Below are 12,891 nucleotides of genomic sequence, written 5' to 3'. Positions count from 1 at the left end.
CTCTTCCTCTGGCTTAAAATATCCCGGGGAGCCCGAGGGGCTGGCCCCTCGGCCCGGTCCGTCACAGCGCCGTCCAGCCGCCATCCACGCTGATCGTCGTGCCGGTGATCTGCTCGGCCGACGGCGAGCACAGAAAGACCGTCGTGCCGCCCATCTGCTCCACCGTCGCCATCTGCTTGGACGGCTGGCGCTCCAGGATCACCTCGCGGATCACCTCCTCGCGGCCCATGCCGTATTTCTCCATCGTGTCCGGGATCTGCTTTTCCACCAGCGGCGTCATCACGTAACCGGGGCAGATCGCGTTGCAGGTGATCGGCTCCTCCGCCGTCTCCAGCGCCGTCACCTTGGTCAGGCCGACGATGCCGTGCTTGGCCGCCACGTAGGCCGATTTGAACGGGCTCGCGGTCAGCCCGTGAGCGCTGGCGATGTTGATCACCCGGCCCCAGCCCCGTTCGCGCATCACCGGCAGGGCGGCGGCGGTGGTGTGAAAGGCTGAACTCAGGTTCACGGCGATGATCTGGTCCCATTTCTCGACCGGGAAATCCGGGATGCCCGCCACGTGCTGCACGCCTGCATTGTTCACCAGGATGTCACAGCCTCCGGCCTCTTCGATCAGCGTCCGACAGGCCTCCGGGTCGCCCATGTCCGCGGCGATGAACTCGACCTCCGCGCCGGTATCTTTACGAATTCTTTCCGCTATCTCGTAATTCTCGTCCCGCGCGGCCCGACCGTTCAGCACGACGCGTGCCCCGGCCTCGGCCAGGGAGATGGCGATTCCAAGACCAATTCCCGAGGTCGATCCGGTGACGATGGCGGTTTTTCCGGCGAGAGACATGGTGCAGCACCTTCCTGTTAACTTTCGCGCCAGACCTAGCGCGTTTCGCGGGTCGTTGAAAACCTGCCATACACGGGTTTCGGCGCCTATGGGCGCATGTTTGCGATATTGAGTAAAAGCTGCCGTTCGCGTAAAAAAAACGCCGGCGCAAGGCCGGCGTTAAGTTATTGAGGCAGGTTTCATACAGGCAAGAAACCTATCGAGCAGTGCCCCCTTTATACGCAATTCGCCGTGATGATCCAAGCTAAAAGTTTGAAAAGACGTAAATCCGCCTTTAACGTCGTTGGTCAGACAAATAAGGCCTGAGCAGGATTGTTGCCCAAATGGGACCAGAATTTTTCCACCGCGCGCTGCGCGCAATCGCGATTCTTGCCGCTGGTTTTGCGGCCAATCCGGGCGTGGCCGAGCCTTCGCATGGCATAGCTATGTACGGCGACCCCGCCCTGCCCCCAGATTTCGTGTCCCTGCCCTACGCCAACCCCGACGCGCCCAAGGGCGGCCGACTGGTCAGCGGCAACGTCGGCAGCTTCGACAGCCTCAATCCGTTCGTCCAGAAAGGCGAGCCGCCCTGGCAGTTGCGCTACCTCACGCACGAGTCGCTCATGGGGCGATCCTATGACGAACCCTTCTCGCTCTACGGTCTTCTGGCCGAATCGGTCGAGACCGGCCCCGACCGCGACTGGGTCGAATTCACCCTGCGCGAAGAGGCCGCGTTCTCCGACGGCTCCCCCGTCACGGTCGACGACGTGATCTGGTCGTACGAGACCATCGGCACTGAAGGCCACGGGCGCTATCGCGGCTTCTGGCAGAAGGTCGAAAAGATCGAAGCGACCGGCCCGCGCAGCGTCCGGCTGACCTTCAACACCGAGGACCGCGAACTGGCCCTCATCGCCGGCCTTCGCCCGATCCTGAAAAAGGCCCAATGGGAGGGCAAGGACTTCTCCGAGGCCGCGCTGGCCGACGTGCCCATCGGCTCGTCGCCCTACGTGGTCAAGAATTACGAGGTCGGGCGTCACGTGACCCTGCGGCGCAATCCCGAGTACTGGGGCAAGGACCTGGCCTTCCGGCGCGGCACCAACAATTTCGACGAAATCCGTATCGAGTTCTACGGCGACGATGCGGTGCTGAAAGAGGCGTTCAAGGCCCAGGCCATTTCCTACGTCCGCGAACTGAATGCCGAGAAATGGGCGTCGCAGTACAACTTCCCCGCCGTTCAGTCCGGCGCCGTCACCCTGTCGGAAATTCCGCAGGGCACGCCCTCGGGCATGACCGGCTTCGTGTTCAACACCCGCCGCGCGCCGCTCGATGACTGGCGCGTGCGCGAGGCGCTGATCCTGGCCTTCAATTTCGAGTATATCAACGACACGCTCACCGGCGGGCGCCAGCCGCGCATCGCCTCGTATTTCTCGGGCTCGGAACTGGGTATGCGGGACGGCCCGGCGACGGGCCGCGTGCGGCAGCTTCTGGAGCCTTACGCCGACACGCTTCTGCCCGGCGCACTCGAAGGCTACACCGTGCCCCAGGGCGACGGCACCAAGCGCAACCGTGGCAATATCCGCAAGGCGATGAACCTGCTGAACGAGGCCGGCTGGACCGTCGTGGATGGCGAGTTGCGCAATGCCGAGGGCGCCCCGCTGAACCTGACCGTGCTCTTGCGGCAGGATGGCCTGTTGCAGCAGGCCGCCACCTACATGGAGATCTACGCCCAGGCGCTGGAACGGCTGGGCATCGACCTGGCGATCGAGACGACCGACCCCGCCCAGTATAACGAGCGCGAGCAGAATTTCGATTTCGACCTCACCTTCTTTCGCCGCGCCTTCTCGCTCAGCCCCGGGAACGAGCAGATCTACTACTGGGGCGCCGAGTATGCCGACATTCCCGGCAGCCGGAACGTCATGGGCATGAAATCCCCCGCCGCCGAGGCGATGATCGACACGATGCTCAACGCCACCAGCCGCGAAGACTTCACCGCCGCGGTGCGGGCGCTGGACCGTGTGTTGATTTCAGGTCGCTATGTCATTCCGATCCACGAGTATGCCGTCGGCCGGATTGCGCATCTCAGCCACTTGAAATATCCTGCTGACCGACTGCCGGTCTACGGGGACGGGATCTGGTTCCTCCCCGAGGTCTGGTGGTCAGAGGCAAGTGAAAAATAAAAACGACAGTAACAATCGAGCAGGTATCATGAGGAAAATCGCTGTTTTCGCGCTGATCGCCGCGGCCCTGTCGGGCTGTGCCACGATCGAGGGTGTCGGCCGGGACATCTCCGGCGCATCGCGCGGCGTGCAAAGCTGGTTCTGACGCCGCGCTGACGGCGACAGAGGGACCCTTCCAACGTCTTCGGTAACGAAGGCGAACGGCTTCTTGCGGCCGTTTCCCCGATGCTCCAACCAAAAAGGCCGACGCGTCTGCGCCGGCCTTTTCAGTTTCCGTCTCGAGGCGGTTCAGCCGACCTTCTGCTCGGCCCGGCTTTCGCGCAGATCCGACAGTTGCTGCGCCACGAGGAAGGCCAGTTCCAGCGCCTGCGAGGCATTGAGCCTCGGGTCACAGGCCGTGTGGTAACGGTCCGACAGGTCCTCTTCGGTGACGGCCCGCACGCCGCCGGTGCATTCAGTCACGTCCTGTCCGGTCATCTCGAAATGCACGCCGCCGGGGATGGTTCCCTCGGCCCGGTGTACGCCGAAGAATTCCTGCACCTCGCGCAGCACGCTCTCGAAGGGCCGCGTCTTGTAGCCCGAGGCCGACTTGATCGTGTTGCCATGCATCGGGTCGCAGACCCAGGTCACGTTGGCGCCCTCTTCGCGCACGGTCTTGATCAGGCGCGGCAGATGCTCCCCCGCCTTGCCCGCACCGAACCGCGCGATCAGCGTCAGCCGTCCGGCCTCGTTCTCGGGGTTCAGCTTGGCCAGCAGCTTTTTCAGGTCGTCCTCTTCCATGGACGGACCGCATTTCAGACCGATCGGGTTCAGAACACCGCTCAGGAACTCCACATGCGCCCCGTCCGGCTGGCGCGTGCGGTCGCCGATCCACAGCATGTGCCCCGACCCCGCCAGCCAGTTGCCCGAGGTCGAGTCGACACGTGCCAAAGCCTCCTCGTATTCCAGCAGCAGGCTTTCATGCGAGGTGTAGAACTCCACCGTGTGCAGCGTGTGCGCGCTGGTGCTGTCGACGCCCGCGGCGCGCATGAAATCCAGCGTGTCGGAAATCCGCGACGCCATCTCGCGATAGCGCTCCGCCTTTTCGCCGTCGGTAAAGCCCAGCGTCCATGCGTGCACCTGGTTCACATCCGCATACCCGCCGGTCGAAAAGGCCCGTATCAGGTTCAGCGTGGCCGCCGCCTGCGTATAGGCCTGAAGCATCTTCGCCGGATCGGGGATCCGGGCCTCGGGGGTGAAGGCCAGCTCGTTGATGATGTCGCCGCGATAGCTGGGCAATTCGACACCGTCGACCACCTCGGTCGGGGCAGACCGGGGCTTGGCGAACTGGCCGGCCATGCGCCCGACCTTGATCACCGGCACCTTGGCACCGTAGGTCAGTACCATCGCCATTTGCAGCATCACCTTGAACGTGTCGCGGATGGCGTCCGCCGAGAACTGGTCGAACGCCTCGGCACAATCACCGCCCTGCAGAAGGAAGGCCTCGCCCCGCGATGCCGCGCCAAGCTGTTTCTTCAAACGCCTGGCCTCTCCTGCAAAAACCAGCGGCGGGTACTTGGAAAGCTTCGACTCGACCGCGTGCAGGGCCTCTGCATCGGTATAGTCGGGCATCTGGATCCGCGGCTTGCTGCGCCAGTCAGACTTCTGCCAATTGCTCATCTTTTCTCTCCGCTCATCGAATTTCGAGACCCGTCTATACTAAAGCCGGCCCCCGGACACCATACAGGTTCGACGGAATATGTCGGAAATTGACTGCGGCTCTCTTGCCAACCTCAGGGTTTTCGTGGAAGACCTGACCGATACGCCACTGCGCAGGGAGTAGCGAACATGCGCGCGGAAGCGAAAAAAACGAGCGGCGTCGCCACGTCTGGTCCGAAGCGTTTCGTTTTCGTATTGCTGGAGAATTTCACGCTGCTGAGCTTTGCCTCGGCGCTGGATTGTCTGCGTATTGCGAACCGCATGGCCGGTGAAACCCTGTATGAATGGGTGATGTCCGGCGAGGCCGATGAAGACGGCACCGTGTCGTGCTCTGCCGGCTCGCGGTTCAAGGTGGACATCGATCTGGACGAATTGCGCCGCGAGGACGTCGTGCTGCTCTGTGGCGGGTCCGATATCCAGAAAGCGGCGACAAAGAAGTTGCTGAACTGGCTGCGCCGCGAGGCACGTCGGGGGCCGCGGATCGGCGGGCTTTGCACCGCCTCCTACGTCATGGCCAAGGCCGGTCTGCTGGATGGCAAGCGCGCGACGATTCACTGGGAAAACCACGACAGCTTTGTCGAGGAGTTCGACGAGGTCGAACTGACCAAGTCGGTTTTTGTCGTTGACGGCAACCGCATGTCCACGGCGGGCGGTACCTCGTCCATCGACCTGATGCTGAAACTCATCGCCGACGACCACGGCGAGCAGTTGGCCAACGCCGTCGCCGACCAGATGATCTATTCCTCGATCCGGACCGACCAGGACACGCAGCGGCTCTCCGTCCCCACGCGCATCGGGGTCCGGCATCCCAAGTTGAGCCAGGTCATCCAGATGATGGAAAGCAATATCGAAGAGCCGATCAGCCCCGCGATCCTGGCCAAGCAGGTTGCCATGTCCACGCGGCAGCTAGAGCGGCTGTTCCGGCGCTATCTGAACCGTTCCCCCAAGCGGTATTACATGGAACTGCGGCTGCAAAAGGCCCGGAACCTGCTGATGCAGACCGACATGACGGTGATCAACGTGGCGCTGGCCTGCGGCTTCGCCTCGCCCTCGCATTTCTCGAAATGCTACCGCTCGCATTACAACACCACGCCTTATCGCGAGCGCGGCAGTCAGGCGGCACGGCTTTCGGTGTGAGCCGTCCCGCGGGCCGATCATTTTCCTCAAGAAGGGAAACCTGATCGGTGTCGACCCTGAAACTCACGGCATCAACAGCATGCGAACGTAAGAAATCAATGCGCAAAGTGGCCATCCGACAGACGGCCGCGCTGACTTGGCAGGGTGGTGTTGGGGTGAGTTAACTTCGATTCGAATATGTGGCGAACAAAGGGCATTCGGCCGCCTAAATTGACCTCGCTGTTTCACCACGTTCAACAATTTCGCACCTCGGCCTCTATTGACAACGGTGATCGGCGAAAAACGGCGCGAATTCGGCGTTCCGAAGCGCCAGAACCGTGCTTTCGCCCCATTTGCCTCATTTCCGCCCCATTTGGCGCCGATTTTAGATTTCGTTAACCGAGGTGCGGCGCTGCTGCCGTGTCTCAAGACCACGAGACGAGGAAGGCCGGCCACATATGCCAAGCTATCTACGACACTTCATGACCGATGATACCGGCGTCGTGAGCGTTGACTGGATCGTATTGGCGTTCAGCGTGATCTGTCTTGGATGCCTGACGATCGCCACCGCCGCCGATGGAACCTTCGGGCTGGCCGACTCGGTCAAGACATCCGTCGGAAGCAAGACCGTCGAAGGGGTCGACCACTAGGTTTGAGTTTTAACCGGCCAGATGCCGGAAATGAAATGTCGAAGGAAAGTCGCTGCCATGTTTTCCGATTTCAAAACCTTCTGCGCCGAAGAAGACGGCGTCGTGACTGTCGAATGGATGGTGATCGCCGCCGCGATCACTTGGATGTGCCTTGGCGCGATCACTTACGCGCAAAGCGGCGTCAACAACCTGGCGAGGGCACTGGAACAAGGCATATCGGTGAAATCCACCCAGGAGGATTAAGTTCTTCCTTCAGGTGACTTGTTTACTTGGTAAAATCCGCGCGCCAGGTTCTCACGCGCGCTTTCCCGCGATATTCCCGACGCCAAGCACGTCCAGCACTTTCGCTTCGATTTGCGCGGCGTTCAGGCCCGCCACCGCGTACATGTCGGCCGGGCTTGCCTGGTCGATGAAGATGTCGGGCAAGACCATCGAACGAAACCTGAAGCCTTCGTCGAACACGCCCTGCTCGGCCAGGTGCTGTGCGACATGGCTGCCAAAGCCACCGATGGCGCCTTCCTCGATGGTGATCAGCGCTTCATGATCTGCGGCCAGTTGGTCGATCAGGTCGGTGTCCAGCGGCTTCGAGAACCGCGCATCGGCCACGGTCGGCGTGATGCCGCGCGCGCCCAGTCCCTCGCAGGCCTTCATCACTTCGCCGAGGCGCGTGCCGAAAGACAGTATCGCAACGCGGGACCCTTCGCGGATCATGCGACCCTTGCCAATCTCCAGCACCTCGCCGCGTTCGGGCATGGTGACCCCCTCGCCCTCGCCCCGCGGGTAGCGAAAGGCGATCGGCCCGCTGTCATGGGCCGCGGCGGTGGCGACCATGTGCACCAGTTCGGCCTCGTCCGCGGCGGCCATCACGGTGAAGCCCGGCAGGTTCGACAGGTAGGCCACGTCGAAACTGCCGGCATGGGTGGCGCCGTCGGCCCCCACCAGCCCCGCGCGGTCGATGGCAAAGCGGACCGGCAGGCGCTGAATGGCGACATCGTGCACCACCTGGTCGAACCCACGTTGCAGGAAAGTGGAATAGATCGCGCAGAACGGCCGCATTCCGCCCGCGGCAAGCCCGGCTGAAAAGGTGACGGCGTGTTGTTCCGCGATGCCCACATCGAAGCAGCGCGACGGATAGCGCTTTTCCAGCAGATCCAGCCCGGTACCGTCCGGCATGGCGGCGGTCACGCCGCAGATGCGGTCATCCTCGGCGGCATGTTTCAGAAGCGCCTCGGCAAAGACCTTGGTGTAGCTGGGCGCGTTCGAGGGCGATTTCTTCTGCTCGCCGGTCGTGACATCGAACTTCGCGGTGGCGTGCCCGCCGTCGCGGCGGCTCTCGGCCGGGGCATAGCCCTTGCCCTTCTTGGTGATCATGTGGATCAGGATCGGCCCGCTGGCGCGCGCCTTGACCGTGCGCAGTACCGGCAGAAGCTGGTCCATGTCATGCCCGTCGATGGGACCGACATAGCTGAAGCCCAGCTGCTCGAACAGTGTACCGCCCACGGCCATGCCTTTGAGCACTTCCTTGGCCCGCTTCGCGCCCATCTGGAACGGCTCGGGCAAGAGCGAAACCGCGCCCTTGGCGGCGGCCTTGAATTCCTGGAACGGCTCGCCCGCGTAGAGGCGCGACAGGTAGGATGACAGTGCCCCCACGGGTGGCGCGATGGACATCTCGTTGTCGTTCAGGATCACGATCAGGCGCTTTTTCAGGTGGCCTGCGTGGTTCATCGCCTCGAAGGCCATGCCCGCCGACATCGCGCCGTCGCCAATCACCGCGATGGCGTCCCCGTGGCCGGTATCGCTGGCGCCGCCAAGGTCGCGCGCCGCGGCAAACCCGAGCGCGGCCGAGATCGAGGTCGAACTGTGCGCGGCGCCGAACGGGTCATAGGGGCTTTCAGAGCGCTTGGTGAAGCCGCTGAGGCCCCCCTCCTGCCGGATGGTGCGGATACGGTCGCGGCGGCCGGTCAGGATCTTGTGCGGATAGCACTGGTGGCTGACATCCCAGATGATCTTGTCGCGCGGCGCGTCGAAGATGTGGTGCAGCGCCACCGTCAGTTCGATCACGCCAAGGCCCGCGCCAAGGTGCCCGCCGGTTTCGGAGACCGCCGCGATGGTCTCGGAACGCAACTCGTCGGCCAGCTGGCGCAGCTCGGCATCGGAAAAGCGCTTGAGATCGGCGGGGCTGGAAACGGTGTCCAGCAAGGGGGTCTGGGGGCGTGTCACGCGTCGCCGCTCCTTCGAATGTGGCTGCCGGCCTTGGCCGGGCGGCTAGCTTTGCCGCGAGATAACGAAGCGGGCCAGATCGCGCAAGCGGTCGGCCCGTGCTCCGTACTCAGATAAGCTGTCACAGGCTGTGTCAACAAGGGCCGCGGCACGGTGTTTCGCCTCGTCGAGGCCCAGAAGCGACACGAACGTCGCCTTGCCGGCGGCCGCGTCCTTGCCCACGGCCTTGCCCGCGGCGGCGGCATCGCCGGTCCGGTCGATGACGTCATCCTGGATCTGGAACGCGAGGCCGAGCGCCTGCGCATAAGCCACAAGCGGCGCGGTGTCGGCGCCGGCCATGACGGCCCCGGCACTGGCCGCCCATCCAAAGAGTGCGCCCGTCTTGCCATCCTGCAACGCGACGATCTGGTCGAGCGTCAGTGGGTCAGCCGTGGTTTCCGCCGCGATATCAAGGGCCTGGCCCCGAACCATGCCGTCCTTTCCGGCCGCGCGCGCCAGCGTCAGCGCAAGGTCCGCACGTGCCTCGGGCGTGGCGGCGCCGTCAGGATGCGCGGCCATCTCGAAGGCCAGCGACTGCAACGCGTCGCCCACCAGGACGGCGGTGCCCTCGTCCCATTTGACGTGCACGGTGGGCTGGCCCCGGCGCAGATCGTCGTCATCCATGCAGGGCAGGTCGTCATGCACGAGACTGTAGGCGTGCATCGCCTCGATCCCCGACGCCGGAAAGACTGCCCGAGAAGGGTTAACGTCGTGCAAACGGGCCGTTTCCATCACCAGAAATCCGCGCAGCGCCTTGCCGCCGAACAGCGCGTGGCGCATCGCGGCGTGCAGCGGCAGATCCTCGGTGATCTGGGCGTCGAGGCAGGTCTGGATGGCCGCCGCGTCCTCGGCCAGAGCGGCCTGCAGCATCAGAGCCCCTCGACCGGCGTGGTGCCCTTGGGCGTGCCGTCGCCGTCAAGCGTGATCGCCGCCACTTTCTCTTCGGCTTCCTTCAGCTTGGTTTCGCAGCGTTTTTTCAGCTTCGCCCCCTGCTCGTAAAGCGCGATGGACTCGTCCAGCGGGACGTCGCCACGTTCGAGCCGCGTGACGACATCCTCGAGCGCTTTCATGGCCTCTTCGAAAGACAGGGTGTTGATCGCGTCGTCATCCATTGCGTGGTCCCTTGCACGGTAATTTTGCAGGCACCATAGCGCCGCGGGCGGTGGGCTTCAATTCGGTTGACGGTCTTCGGGGCATGGGAAATTATGACGGCATGAAGATGTCCTCCACACCGTCCGCCGACATGATGCCAGACCTTGAGATGCGCGATTTCATCAGTCGGCAGTTTGCGGCGGCATGCGCGGAAAACGAAGACTTTTCAAAGGCTAGGGCGACGGCGTTGATCCGGCACGTTGCGGAAAAGCGGATTGTCGCACGTGGGCTGCTGGACGACGTGCCGGCGGTCTTTCGCGTCTACCTGGATGGGGTGTCGGATTGTGCGCGGGACTGGGAGGAACTCTGCCGGATCTGGCCGCAGATGCGCGAGGGGGAGTTGCAGGTCTGTGCCCCGCTCGCCTGCGCGCCGGACTGCGGTGTGCTGGCGGTGGCAGACGTACCCGGCACGCCGCTGTTGAAATGGATCTATGGCGCCGCCGAGGACCAGCGCGCGCGCTACCTGAAACCGGCGGCGCGGTGGCTGCGGGCCTACACCGAATGCTCTGAAACGCAAGCCAACGCCCAGCCCGCCGGCTGGGCCAAGCGGGCGGAACGGGCGGCGAAAGCCCAGGCGTTCAACCGCCTGAAACGGGTCGAGAAGCCGATCCTGTCAGAGATCCAGCGTCTGGTCCCGCAGCTGCAGGACAGCCAGTGGCGCTTTGCCGTGTCGCATGGAGATTTCCACCCCAACAACTTGATAGTGAACGATAATCTTGTCACGGGGATTGATTGCGGCGGGTCGCGCCCGGCGCCCATCTACAAGGACATGGCGCGGTTCCTGATGCATATGGGACGCCGGGCGGTGATCCCCTCGGGCGAGATGTATCTTGGCGTCGACAAGCAGGGGTTCATCGCCTTTGCCGATGCCTTTCGCCTGTCGGCGGAGGAACGGGAATTGACCCTGCCCTTCTTCATTGCGGTCGAGGCGCTCTTGCGGGTGGAAACGCGGGGCTTGTCGCCAAGCCGGGTGCGGCGGGCGCGGAAGATGTCGGAGGCGCTTTTGGAAGACCTCGAACGCGTCGGAAGGTAGCGGGATCGGGGCCGCTCGGATCGGCGAAAATGGCGGGTCGGTATCGCGTCGGTATTTCAGTAGTATCGCGTCGGTGGAGTTTTCAGGTCCGGCGGCGTGCCGGGCCGCGGCCAATGGTTGCGAGCAAGCATGGCATCGCGCGTGGGTTTTCACCCACCCTACGTCATCGGCCCTTGAAGAGCCCGCCGAGGATGCCGCGCACGATGCGGCGGCCGGTGGTGCCTTTCAGTTCCTTGACCACGGCGCCCAAGACCGCGTCGCCGATGCCGTCGCTTTTCTTGCGTCCGCGCGACGAGGAGCGGTCGACGCGGCTGCCGGAATAGCGGCGGCCGGCGTTGAATTCGCGCTCGGCGGCGGATTGGTCTTCGGCGGCGGCCTCGGCCTTTTCAGCCTCTTGCGCAGCCGACGCGGCGCGTTCGGCGAGGATTTCGTAGGCGGATTTGCGGTCCATGGCCTGTTCGTATTTGCCCGCGACAGGCGAGGCGGCGATGACACCGGCGCGGGCCGCGTCGTCGATGGGGCCAAGCCGCGAGGATGGCGGGCGGATGAGCGTGCGCTCGACGATGCCGGGCACGCCCTTGTCCTGCAGCATCGAGGTCACCGCCTCGCCGGTGCCCACGTCGCGGATCGCGTCGGCGGTGTCGAAGCGGTCGTTGGGACGATAGGTCTCGGCCGCGCGTTCCAGCGCCTTGCGGTCGCGGGCGGTGAAGGCGCGCAGGGCGTGCTGCACCCGGTTGCCGAGCTGGCCGAGGATATCCTCGGGCACGTCATCGGGATTCTGGGTGATGAAATAGACGCCCACGCCCTTGGAGCGGATCAGGCGGGCAACCTGTTCGACCTTGTCGATCAGCGCCTTGGGGGCGTCCTCGAACAGCAGGTGCGCCTCGTCGAAGAAGAAGACCAGCTTTGGCTTGTCGGGGTCGCCCACCTCGGGCAGCGTCTCGAAGAGCTCGGAAAGCAGCCACAGCAGGAAGGTGGCGTAGAGGCGCGGCGCGCCCATCAGCTTGTCGGCGGCAAGGATGTTGACCTGGCCGCGCCCGTCGGGAGCGGTGGTCATGAGGTCCGAAAGCTCCAGCGCCGGTTCGGCGAAGAACTGCGCCCCTCCCTGGTTTTCCAGCACCAGAAGCGAGCGCTGGATCGCGCCCACGGACTGGCGCGAGACGTTGCCGTAGCGCAGGGAAAGCTCGCCGGAGTTCTCGCCCACCCAGACCAGAAGCGCCTGAAGGTCCTTGAGGTCGAGAAGCGGCAGGCCCTGTTGGTCGGCCACGCGGAAGGCGATGTTCATCACGCCTTCCTGCGCCTCGGTCAGTTGCATCAGGCGTGAAAGCAGCAGCGGCCCCATCTCGGCCACGGTGGCGCGGACGGGGTGGCCCTGTTCACCGAAAAGATCCCAGAAGGTGACCGGGAAGCTGTCATAGGTGTAGTCGTCAAAACCGATGGTCTCGGCGCGGCTGGTGAACGCTTCGTGCAGCTTGAAATCGGCCGAACCGGCGGCGGCGAGGCCCGAGAGGTCGCCCTTCACGTCCGACAGGAAGACCGGGACACCGGCCGCGGAAAAGCCTTCTGCCAGGATCTGCAAGGTGACGGTCTTGCCGGTGCCGGTCGCCCCGGCGATCAGGCCGTGGCGGTTGGCGTATTTCAGGGAAAGCCCCTGTTTCTGGGCGTAGTCCACGCCGCCACCGCCCAGGAATACCTTGTTTTCCAAGCCCCTGCCCCCTCGTCCAAGTTTTTTCACGATGTGACCATACAAAATTAAGGATTGTCTGCCAGTGTTTATCTCGCTCCGGGCCTCATGTCCTCTTGGCCCGGGGCGACTTCCTCCCTGTCAGACTGGCCGCGCCTTCGGGTGCGGCCTTTTTTTTCGCGGCGGTGAGGCGTTGCAACCTAAGCGTGCTAGATCGTTGTTATGGCTTGATAAGTTTTTTTAATCATTGCCTGTTGACGGGTCGACAGAACTGCCCTAGCGTCTGTTCAATAGATAAGTCGGCCAGT

12 protein-coding genes are annotated in these 12,891 nt (G+C 63.7%); 6 read left to right on the top strand and 6 right to left on the bottom strand.

From position 1 onward, the window contains the following. Positions 1-61: 61 nt before the first annotated feature. Positions 62-835, bottom strand: a complete 774-nt coding sequence (locus KUV49_RS12525; RefSeq protein ID WP_222450237.1) for a 3-hydroxybutyrate dehydrogenase — start codon at positions 833-835, stop codon at positions 62-64. A 323-nt stretch (positions 836-1,158) separates the two neighbouring features. On the opposite strand from KUV49_RS12525, the gene KUV49_RS12520 reads away from it, so the two are divergent. Beyond that, the gene (locus KUV49_RS12520) at positions 1,159-2,991 is read left to right on the top strand and encodes an extracellular solute-binding protein (RefSeq protein ID WP_222450236.1); all 1,833 of its coding nucleotides are present in this window, start codon (positions 1,159-1,161) and stop codon (positions 2,989-2,991) included. A 28-nt stretch (positions 2,992-3,019) separates the two neighbouring features. Further along, entirely contained in the window at positions 3,020-3,136 is a 117-nt protein-coding gene (locus KUV49_RS12515) for a lipoprotein (RefSeq protein WP_057789274.1), read from the top strand. A 143-nt stretch (positions 3,137-3,279) separates the two neighbouring features. On the opposite strand, the gene KUV49_RS12510 is transcribed toward KUV49_RS12515, so the two are convergent. Then, positions 3,280-4,650 (bottom strand): class II 3-deoxy-7-phosphoheptulonate synthase, encoded by a 1,371-nt coding sequence (locus KUV49_RS12510; protein ID WP_222450235.1) that lies wholly within the window; start codon positions 4,648-4,650, stop codon positions 3,280-3,282. A gap of 168 nt (positions 4,651-4,818) precedes the next feature. On the opposite strand from KUV49_RS12510, the gene KUV49_RS12505 reads away from it, so the two are divergent. From KUV49_RS12505 to KUV49_RS12495, 3 genes are all read left to right on the top strand, one after another. Then, positions 4,819-5,826, top strand: coding sequence for a GlxA family transcriptional regulator (locus KUV49_RS12505; RefSeq protein WP_222450234.1), 1,008 nt, complete (start codon positions 4,819-4,821; stop codon positions 5,824-5,826). Positions 5,827-6,287: 461 nt separating this feature from the next. Next, positions 6,288-6,455 (top strand): hypothetical protein, encoded by a 168-nt coding sequence (locus tag KUV49_RS12500; RefSeq protein ID WP_222450233.1) that lies wholly within the window; start codon positions 6,288-6,290, stop codon positions 6,453-6,455. A gap of 21 nt (positions 6,456-6,476) precedes the next feature. After that, positions 6,477-6,698, top strand: coding sequence for a hypothetical protein (locus KUV49_RS12495; RefSeq protein WP_222450232.1), 222 nt, complete (start codon positions 6,477-6,479; stop codon positions 6,696-6,698). 51 nt (positions 6,699-6,749) lie between these two features. Here the strand turns inward: KUV49_RS12495 and dxs are convergent, their stop codons facing one another. Genes dxs through KUV49_RS12480 form a run of 3 tightly spaced genes read right to left on the bottom strand, consistent with a single transcriptional unit; the run spans position 6,750 to position 9,826 of the window. After that, positions 6,750-8,675, bottom strand: a complete 1,926-nt coding sequence (dxs, locus tag KUV49_RS12490; RefSeq protein WP_222450231.1) for a 1-deoxy-D-xylulose-5-phosphate synthase — start codon at positions 8,673-8,675, stop codon at positions 6,750-6,752. Between the two features lie 45 nt (positions 8,676-8,720). Next, positions 8,721-9,584: a polyprenyl synthetase family protein gene (locus KUV49_RS12485; protein ID WP_222450230.1), complete on the bottom strand. Its 864-nt coding sequence runs from the start codon at positions 9,582-9,584 to the stop codon at positions 8,721-8,723. After that, a complete protein-coding gene (locus tag KUV49_RS12480) occupies positions 9,584-9,826 on the bottom strand; it encodes an exodeoxyribonuclease VII small subunit (protein ID WP_152492450.1) in 243 nt (80 codons plus the stop codon). The genes KUV49_RS12485 and KUV49_RS12480 overlap by 1 nt, the downstream gene beginning before the upstream one ends. Before the next feature lie 101 nt (positions 9,827-9,927). Here KUV49_RS12480 and KUV49_RS12475 point away from each other — a divergent pair, with 101 nt between their 5' ends. Beyond that, positions 9,928-10,899: a phosphotransferase gene (locus tag KUV49_RS12475; RefSeq protein ID WP_222450229.1), complete on the top strand. Its 972-nt coding sequence runs from the start codon at positions 9,928-9,930 to the stop codon at positions 10,897-10,899. 163 nt (positions 10,900-11,062) lie between these two features. Here the strand turns inward: KUV49_RS12475 and KUV49_RS12470 are convergent, their stop codons facing one another. Further along, a complete protein-coding gene (locus KUV49_RS12470) occupies positions 11,063-12,604 on the bottom strand; it encodes a helicase HerA-like domain-containing protein (protein WP_222450228.1) in 1,542 nt (513 codons plus the stop codon). Positions 12,605-12,891: the final 287 nt, after the last annotated feature.

The organism is Roseovarius atlanticus (genome assembly GCF_019802205.1).
GTDB classification, from domain to species: domain Bacteria; phylum Pseudomonadota; class Alphaproteobacteria; order Rhodobacterales; family Rhodobacteraceae; genus Roseovarius; species Roseovarius atlanticus_A.
This window is presented reverse-complemented; position numbering and strand designations above follow the sequence as displayed.

Excerpts from the sequence above, each read along its gene's own strand:
- KUV49_RS12520 (WP_222450236.1), top strand. The coding sequence starts at position 1,159 with ATGGGACCAGAATTTTTCCACCGCGCGCTGCGCGCAATCGCGATTCTT.
- KUV49_RS12500 (WP_222450233.1), top strand. The coding sequence starts at position 6,288 with ATGACCGATGATACCGGCGTCGTGAGCGTTGACTGGATCGTATTGGCG.
- KUV49_RS12525 (WP_222450237.1), bottom strand. The coding sequence starts at position 835 with ATGTCTCTCGCCGGAAAAACCGCCATCGTCACCGGATCGACCTCGGGA.
- KUV49_RS12480 (WP_152492450.1), bottom strand. The coding sequence starts at position 9,826 with ATGGATGACGACGCGATCAACACCCTGTCTTTCGAAGAGGCCATGAAA.
- KUV49_RS12510 (WP_222450235.1), bottom strand. The coding sequence starts at position 4,650 with ATGAGCAATTGGCAGAAGTCTGACTGGCGCAGCAAGCCGCGGATCCAG.
- KUV49_RS12475 (WP_222450229.1), top strand. The coding sequence starts at position 9,928 with ATGAAGATGTCCTCCACACCGTCCGCCGACATGATGCCAGACCTTGAG.
- KUV49_RS12515 (WP_057789274.1), top strand. The coding sequence starts at position 3,020 with ATGAGGAAAATCGCTGTTTTCGCGCTGATCGCCGCGGCCCTGTCGGGC.
- KUV49_RS12495 (WP_222450232.1), top strand. The coding sequence starts at position 6,477 with ATGCCGGAAATGAAATGTCGAAGGAAAGTCGCTGCCATGTTTTCCGAT.
- KUV49_RS12485 (WP_222450230.1), bottom strand. The coding sequence starts at position 9,584 with ATGCTGCAGGCCGCTCTGGCCGAGGACGCGGCGGCCATCCAGACCTGC.
- KUV49_RS12505 (WP_222450234.1), top strand. The coding sequence starts at position 4,819 with ATGCGCGCGGAAGCGAAAAAAACGAGCGGCGTCGCCACGTCTGGTCCG.